The 7,758-nt window shown below is 51.5% G+C and carries 9 protein-coding genes and 1 pseudogene; 9 read left to right on the top strand and 1 reads right to left on the bottom strand.

Translation table 11 applies throughout. From position 1 onward, the window contains the following. Positions 1 to 122: 122 nt before the first annotated feature. The 6 genes and pseudogenes from EJP87_RS11800 to EJP87_RS11775 all read left to right on the top strand — a co-directional run bounded on the left by EJP87_RS11800 (position 123) and on the right by EJP87_RS11775 (position 5,555). Positions 123 to 383, top strand: a complete 261-nt coding sequence (locus EJP87_RS11800) for a YfhL family 4Fe-4S dicluster ferredoxin (protein WP_130472078.1) — start codon at positions 123 to 125, stop codon at positions 381 to 383. A 128-nt stretch (positions 384 to 511) separates the two neighbouring features. Beyond that, the gene (locus EJP87_RS11795; protein WP_130472077.1) at positions 512 to 1,411 is read left to right on the top strand and encodes a YicC/YloC family endoribonuclease; all 900 of its coding nucleotides are present in this window, start codon (positions 512 to 514) and stop codon (positions 1,409 to 1,411) included. A gap of 148 nt (positions 1,412 to 1,559) precedes the next feature. After that, entirely contained in the window at positions 1,560 to 2,186 is a 627-nt protein-coding gene (gene gmk, locus EJP87_RS11790; RefSeq protein WP_130472080.1) for a guanylate kinase, read from the top strand. A 40-nt stretch (positions 2,187 to 2,226) separates the two neighbouring features. Further along, positions 2,227 to 2,424 (top strand): annotated as a pseudogene (gene rpoZ / locus EJP87_RS18570) (DNA-directed RNA polymerase subunit omega); the annotation flags it as partial. Between the two features lie 409 nt (positions 2,425 to 2,833). Then, complete coding sequence (locus EJP87_RS11780) at positions 2,834 to 5,125, top strand: RelA/SpoT family protein (protein WP_130472075.1); 2,292 nt, start codon at positions 2,834 to 2,836, stop codon at positions 5,123 to 5,125. Positions 5,126 to 5,162: 37 nt separating this feature from the next. Then, positions 5,163 to 5,555, top strand: coding sequence for a RidA family protein (locus tag EJP87_RS11775; RefSeq protein ID WP_227657600.1), 393 nt, complete (start codon positions 5,163 to 5,165; stop codon positions 5,553 to 5,555). Between the two features lie 40 nt (positions 5,556 to 5,595). Here the strand turns inward: EJP87_RS11775 and EJP87_RS11770 are convergent, their stop codons facing one another. Then, the gene (locus EJP87_RS11770) at positions 5,596 to 5,937 is read right to left on the bottom strand and encodes a hypothetical protein (protein ID WP_130472074.1); all 342 of its coding nucleotides are present in this window, start codon (positions 5,935 to 5,937) and stop codon (positions 5,596 to 5,598) included. Positions 5,938 to 6,138: 201 nt separating this feature from the next. Here EJP87_RS11770 and EJP87_RS11765 point away from each other — a divergent pair, with 201 nt between their 5' ends. The 3 genes from EJP87_RS11765 to EJP87_RS11755 form a co-directional block, all read left to right on the top strand. Continuing rightward, positions 6,139 to 6,822 carry a L,D-transpeptidase family protein gene (locus tag EJP87_RS11765; RefSeq protein WP_193771326.1) on the top strand — a complete coding sequence of 228 codons (684 nt, stop codon included), beginning with the start codon at positions 6,139 to 6,141 and terminating at the stop codon, positions 6,820 to 6,822. 86 nt (positions 6,823 to 6,908) lie between these two features. Next, on the top strand, positions 6,909 to 7,163 hold the full coding sequence (locus tag EJP87_RS11760; protein WP_130472072.1) for a hypothetical protein: 255 nt from the start codon (positions 6,909 to 6,911) through the stop codon (positions 7,161 to 7,163). Between the two features lie 14 nt (positions 7,164 to 7,177). Continuing rightward, a partial coding sequence (locus EJP87_RS11755) for a tetratricopeptide repeat protein (protein WP_130472071.1) occupies positions 7,178 to 7,758 on the top strand: 581 nt, incomplete at its 3' end.

The following is a 7,758-nucleotide window of genomic DNA, read 5'->3' as shown; positions in this document are numbered from 1 at the left end:
TTTCGAGCAGAGATAATATGAGCGACTGCTCATATATGCTTGCCAAGTGGCACCAAGTCTGGTAACAAGCAGTCTTTCGAGTCGGTTTTTCGGTTTGAATTTATGCAGAAGGAGTTCCAACGATGGCTTTGATTATCGGTGAAGATTGTACCAATTGTGATGTTTGCCTGCCGGAGTGCCCTAACGAGGCCATTACCGACGGCTCCGATGTGGATAGTGATATCTATTATATTCACTCTGATCTGTGCACAGAATGTGTAGGTGCGTTTGACGAACCGCAGTGTGTCGAAGTCTGCCCGGTAGAGTGCATTGTTCCGGATCCGGATCATGAAGAGTCAAGAGAAGAGTTGCAGGCCAAATACGACGCCATCCATAATAGCTGATTGCGGATTATCCGCCAAAAAGGTAGACAGGCCGTCATCCTGCGCCAGCAAGGGGGGCTATCATCCGATATGCCCCCTTTTTTCATGATCAGGAATGCTCTGTCGTCATACAGCCTACAGGTGTTGCCATGCCCAGTAGTATGACCGGTTTTTCCGAACAAACAGGCAGTGTCGCTGGTTTCCGCCTGGTGTGGCGATTGCGTTCTGTCAACCATCGCTATCTGGATATTGCCTTTCGTCGTCCTGGCAACTGGCCCGGCAATTGGCACGATCTGGAAAGTCAGGCGACAAAACGGTTGCAAAGCCGTTTTGCCCGTGGTCATCTCGATTGCGAGTTGACCCTGCATAATGAATTGGAGAGTGGTCATCGCCTGGAACTGGATCAAGCGCTGCTCTACGATTTACGCCATGTGGCTGCAGAGCTGAAAACAGCATTGGGTCCAGAAGGTGTAGAGGGGCAGGTGAGTTTGGATCGCTTGCTCTCTTGGCCTGGGCTGGTACGGGAGCGCTCCCTGCAAGAGAGTGATGGCAGCGAGTTAAGTGCCACAGCTCTGGAGCTGTTGGAGATGGCGGCTGAACAGTTGGAGTTGGCGCGCATCCGCGAAGGTGAGGCGCTGACCCATGTGATACGCCAACTGTTGGATGAGTTTGCCACTTTGCTCAGTCGTCTGGAAGGTTTGTTACCTGCTCTGCGTCAGGAACAAAAACGACTGCTGGTGGCCAGAGTCAATGAGTTGACCGGTACTGCTGTTGATGCCGGTGAATTGGCACGCGAGGTGGCCATTCTGCTCAACAGAATGGAGATTGCCGAAGAGGTGGAACGGTTGCGCATGCATCTGCGTGAACTGCATAATCTGATGGCCGGAACTGCTCCAGTCGGCAGAAAACTGGATTTTTTTTGCCAGGAGCTCAATCGCGAGGCCAATACGGTCTGTTCCAAATCGCAAAACAGTGCCCTGACCCGCTTGGGTGTGGAAATGAAACTGGTTATCGAAAAATTGCGCGAACAGGCACAAAATCTGGAATAACCGGAGCCCGGTAACAAGCCAACAGCACTATGTTGCGCTATTATTGGCAAACAAGGTCAGCAATAGAGCATACTCTGCCTCCTTTTAGCCAATATCGTTCTGTTTTGCACTGGCATCAGTTACTTTAACGAGGTATGCTGTGAGTAACCTGGGTAGAGGGTTCATCATTATTTTGTCAGCTCCCTCTGGAGCAGGTAAAGGGACGCTGGCTGCCCATCTTTTGCAGACGATGAGCGATTTGCGTTGGTCGGTCTCCACCACCACCCGCGCTCCTCGTCCGGGTGAAATTCCTGGAGAGTCTTACCATTATGTCGATGCCGATACCTTTCGCAAACGTATCGAGCAGGGAGCATTTCTGGAGTGGGCCGAGGTGTTTGGCAACTATTATGGCACCGAGTTGGCAAACGTGGAACCGGCTCTGGCCCGTGGGGAAGATCTCTTGTTGGATATCGACTGGCAGGGGGCACGGCAAGTGCGTGACAAAATGCCTACCAGAGAGGTGGTCTCAATAGCCATTTTGCCTCCCTCACGACAAGCGTTGCAGGAGCGTCTGCTCGGCAGATCCTCCGATGATCCACAGGTCATTGCCCGACGTATGGCCCAGGCCGGCAACGAAATTGCCCATTGGCATGAGTATGATTATCTGGTGGTCAATGATGATCTGCAGCAGGCTTGTCATGATCTGACCGCCATCATCACCGCCGAACGTTTGCGACGCATCCGCGAGCGAGTGCCAGTGCGGAAAATATTGGCAACTTTTGCCAAAACGATGTAAAGAGAAGACATTTATTATTGTTTGCAATTGAGGTGTAACCGTGGCGCGTGTAACCATTGAAGATTGTCTGACCCATGTACCCAACCGGTTTGATTTGGTGCTGTTGGCCTCAAAACGGGCCAGGCAGTTGATGGGTGGTGAAGATCCCCTGCTGCCTATCAATAATGATAAAGTCACCGTGATTGCCCTGCGGGAGATTGCCGAAGGGGTTCTCGATCTGGAAGCTCTGGAGCGCGAACCAATGGAACGGCGCTCCCTGCCCGAAGAGGAGTATATCGGTTCACCTCTGGATGCCGAAGCCAGGGATCTGATGAATGAAGAGATCCATATGCCTGGTGTGCAGGAAGATGGCTATGATGCCGATGGGGAGGAGGAGTCGTTCGATAGTCTGTTGGGTATCGAATCGGCCAATGAAATGGATGAGTTTGCGGGAGATTATGAAGACGCAGAAGAGAGCGGTGATTGAATTTTTCTGTCTGGCAGTGTGCCGCCGCAAGGCCGTGCTGACAATATGTGCATGAACTCTCCGAGCCTTGGCCAGCAGGTGCTGTGCAACTTGCTTGGGGCTCGTGCCAACAGTTGCTGTGCAACAGCTCAGAGCGCACGGTAACCGATGGATTATATTAGCTCGGAGCTCATGGTAACGGATGGGTGACAAAGGGATTCCGGTGAGCCGAGGACACGACCACAAAATCGATGCCCATTGGTGGGCGGAAATGGTAGAACGGATCATTGGCTATCACCCCAATGTTGATCGTCCTTTTCTGGCCCGTCTCTGTCACCACGTCTGTGCTGCGACCGCCTCTTGTCCGATTCCAACTACCGAATCATCCCCAAAAACAGCCGCATCCCGTAGCACCAGCCCAACCAGTGAGGAGCTGCTTGCTCCTTTGCCAACCTCGGCAAACTGGGTGGGCGTGCCTCTCTATCCGTCGGAAATAGCTTCCATTCTGGTAGAATTGAGGCTGGATATTGCCTCAATTGCTGCCGGATTGCTGCTGGAACGCTTTCTCAGCCATCGCATCACTGCCGATGAGATCCGCCGTGAATTTAGCGAAGATGTGTTGTTCCTGGTCGAGGGGGTGGCTAAAATCTCTTTAGCCTCTGTTCGCATCAAAGCCGATCCCCAGCCTGAAGATATGCGCAAAATGATCATGGCCATGGCCCAGGATATTCGGGTGATCCTGGTGCGTTTGGCCATCTGTCTGCAACAAGTGCGTGGTATGGCTGCTGCCAATCTGACCCCACCGCAACGGTTGACCAAAGAGATTCTGGAAATCTATGCCCCCATCGCCCATCGTCTGGGTATCTATTGGATAAAAAATGAACTGGAAGATCTGGCATTCAAGCTGAGCCAACCCGAAGTCTATGCCTCCCTGTGCGAACAGATCGAAACCCATCGGCAAGGGGGTGCTGATGCGGTACGCAAAATGGTTGCCCTGCTTGCCCGCCTGATGAAAAAGCATAATATTACCGGTCAGGTGCTCGGTCGTGAAAAGCATATCTATTCCATCTACAATAAATTACAACGCAAAGGGGGTACGCTTGACGCACTCTATGATATCGTCGGCTATCGGATCATAGTGCGTAAAAAAGCCGATTGCTATCGTACACTGGGCATGATTCATGGCGAATTTCGTCCCATTCCGGGACGTTTGAAAGATTATATCGCCCTGCCAAAAAGCAACGGTTATCAATCCCTGCATTCGGTTGTCTTTGGACCCTTTGGCAATCGCGTTGAAATCCAAATCCGAACCGATAAAATGCACCAGGTCGCCGAAAGTGGGGTTGCTGCCCACTGGAGCTATAAAGAGGGGCTGCATACCAAAAAACATTCTGGCGCAACCGGTTTTGATTCATTAAAACGGATCCTGGAACAGCATCAAAATGCCGATGATCCCCGACAATTTTTGGAAAATGTCAAAATCGACCTGTTTCCCAATGAGATTTATCTCTTTACACCAGCAGGCGACATTATCACCTTGCCGGTAGGAGCTACCCCGGTCGATTTTGCCTATGCCGTACACTCGGAGGTAGGAGACCATTGCCAGGGCGCCAAAGTCAACAGCCGCATGGTGCCTTTGAAAACCATTCTCAATACCGGCGATGTGGTAGAAATTTTAACCAGCCGCAACCAACATCCCAACCCGGAATGGTTGCGTTTTGTGGTGACCGGGCAAGCACGCTACCGGATCAATCGCTGGGAAAAAAAACAGTCCAGAGAGCAGGCTATTGCTTTGGGGCGAGAGCTGTTGGGCCGGGAAATTCAAAAAAGTGGCCATGGTATGAGCCTGAGTGAAAAGTTGTTGCAGCAGGCCATGGAGATATTTCGTTTACCCAGCGTGGATGATTTGCTGGTACGCATTGGTTCCTCATTATTGCCACCGACGCAGGTGGTGGCCAAACTTTTCCCTGATTGGGAAAAGGGCAACAGTGGTAAAACACGTCCCACTGCCTCAGTCAATAAAGCCACTGAAACTACCACCCCCCCTCCCATGCGCTTGGAGGGATTATTATCGGAAATGGCGGTGGTGGCCGCTCGTTGCTGCTCACCAGTACCAGGGGATCGGACGGTCGGCATTGTCACCACTGGCAAAGGAATCACCCTGCACGCCCAAATGTGTCCCAACCTGGAAGGGTTGCGTGAAGAGCCGGAGCGCTGGATCCAATCTGTCGATTGGCTGGAAGACAGCCGTCATACTTATGTCGCCCGCTTGCGGGTATGGGCGGTCAATAAGCGCGAAACCGCATTGCGTATTACTCAGGCTGTTGCTGCTGTCAAAGCTGGTATTGTAAAAATACAGATGCAAGAACGGGATCGCGACCCCTGCCAGTTTTTACTGGATGTGGATGTGCATGGCCTGCAAATATTGGAACGAGTTATGCAAGGATTGCGCAGCATGAGCGATGTGGTTGGGGTGGAACGTATCTGCGGCTGATCCATCGCTCACTGGTGCAGCAAGAGAGGAGAAGCCCATGTCCATGCCATCGATCGCCCCCATACATTGCCAGGAGGCCCCACAAGCCATTGGTCCGTACAGCCAAGGGGTTGCTGTTGGTCAGTGGTTGTTTTTTTCTGGACAGATTCCTCTTCTCCCGGAAAGTGGTCAGCTCATTGCCGGGGATATAGCAGAACAGATGAGGTGCGTGATGGAAAATATCAGCGCCCTTTTGACCTCTGCAGGAGTCAACTGGCGTCATGTGGTAAAATCGACCCTCTATCTTGTGGATATGAATGATTTTGCCACAGTCAACGAAATCTATGCCCACTATCTGACACCCCCCTATCCCGCACGCTCAACCGTTGCCGTGGCTGCTTTGCCTAAGGGAGCGCGTGTCGAATTGGAGGTTGTTGCCTGCTTGGCGTAGGGGATGTGCTACCAATAGGGGGGGCAGAGTGTGACTCTGTTCATGTCGCTTTCCATTCCATGCGTTTGCCCCAAGGTTGGTTGAAAAAATTTTTTAGTCCAGCAAACATGTGGTCGATGGCCCGAAACAGATTGTCAAATCCGTTGGCCAGCGCATAATAGGCGTCAGCGCCGATGACATATTTGATGGCGCTTTTGATTTGATTGCCAATCTGGTGTGCAAATGTCAGGAGTCGTTTCAAATCCGGGGAGAGAGTATCGTTGCTGCCATACCAAAAATTGGAGCGAAACTCGGTCTTTTGATCATACTCCCCGGCAGCATAAGCGTTACCGAACCAGACAACACATATCAGAATGAGGAGCAGTTGCACGATGCGTTTCATTGCGGTTCTCCTGGCTTCACGGAGCTGTACTGAAGTGATGGTGCCAAACTGTGCCGGAGTGGAATCTCCGGCTCATGATTTATTTTACCAAAAACAGCCGATATTTCAAATACGATTTGTGCAAGTTCTGCGGAATTCAGAGAAGCTGCCGTGATCTATTCAATAATTAAAAAAAATGCGCTTTTATGGATGCTCCATGGGATGGTTTTGTCTTTGCTTTTGGCTGTGCCGATGTCGGGAAAAGCAGCCAGTCAAACGACGGTGAGTGCAGCAGAAGAGGAGTCGATAATTCACATTGTTCCGCATGTAGAAGAGCGGGTACGGGCTGTGTTGGCACAGGGTGGGTTTGCCTATCCGCCACCAGCTTCCCTCTCTTTTTTGGTGTTCAAGGAGGAGCGTATTTTGGAAGTGTGGCTCCATAACGAAAAGGGTGCACATTTTTTGAAAAGCTATCCGGTATTGGGCATGAGCGGGTATGCCGGACCCAAACAACGCCAAGGAGATTTGCAAGTACCAGAAGGATTGTATCACATTGTCTGGTTAAATCCCCACAGCGATTTTCATCTATCCATGAAATTGGATTATCCCAATGAGTTTGATCGTCGTAAAGCAGAAGAGGAAAATCGTTCCCATTTGGGCGGCGATATTTTTATTCATGGCGGTACCTCATCAGTTGGCTGTATCGCCATGGGCGATGCAGCGATTGAAGAGCTGTTTGTCATGACCTTGATGGCCGGGAGTGGACCAGCCGAAGTGATTGTTGCACCATATGATTTTCGTCGACAACCAGCCCCCTCCCATCCAGAACTGCTGCCACGTTGGTTGCCAGAGCTCTATCAGCAGATTGCGACCCGTCTGGCCGCATATCCCATGACAGAGTATTGATGATGCTGTCAGGTAGGAGAGCTTGCCGTGCTTACGCTGGTGTTGAGAGTGTTTATTCCGTATGATAGGTTCTCAGGAGGAGAACCATGAATAAAAAATTTGCCATTTTCGGCGAGATTGTTATCGGCTTTATCAGTAAACGTGAACGAAAAATCTGGTTATTGGCCCATCCCGCTGCGCGTGCCATTCGACACGATCAGTTTCCTGCGGGGATAAAAAAACGGGATGCCGTTCCCTCTTTTTTGTTTGATGCCATTAATCAGGAATTTCCCCCCGATCAAGCCGAGTTTTGTATTCAATCCATTTGGAATGATGTGGGGAAAAAGAGAAAATCCAAATAGGTAAAGGATGAAAGATGGCTATGCGGATCCTGTTGCTGGTTTATCTACTGTTGGGCTGTTTGACACCACTGCCACTTTTGGCAGATGGGTTGGCCGTGCTGTTGGAGCGAGCCGAAAATGGAGAGATGGCCAGTCAATGGGAGCTGGGTATGCGCTATCTGGAGGGGAGAGGTGGCGTCAAAAAAGAGTATCAAAAAGCAGAAGAGTGGTTGCGTCGTGCCGCCGAACAGGGGTCAGCGCGTGCCCAATACCGCCTGGGGCGGATGTATGATAAAGGAGAAGGAGTGGAGGTCGATGCCGCAGGGGCGGCCGCCTGGTATCGTAAAGCGACAGAACAGGGCTCCATCGCCGCCTGGAACAACCTTGGCAACCTCTATCGCGACGGCAGGGGGGTTGCCCAGGATCATGTGGAAGCTGTTGCCTGTTATCGCAAGGCGGCAGAAGCAGGTGATTCGGCGGCTCAGGTCAATCTCAGTACCATGTATGCCAGTGGCCATGGTGTGGAACAGGATGGCGAACAGGCAACCTATTGGTTGCGCCAATCGGCGCGTCAGGGATATGGCAAGGCACGCCTGAGCATGCAAACCCTGCCGGG

Source organism: Candidatus Magnetaquicoccus inordinatus, from assembly GCF_004217665.1.
Classification (GTDB): domain Bacteria; phylum Pseudomonadota; class Magnetococcia; order Magnetococcales; family Magnetaquicoccaceae; genus Magnetaquicoccus; species Magnetaquicoccus inordinatus.
This window is presented reverse-complemented; position numbering and strand designations above follow the sequence as displayed.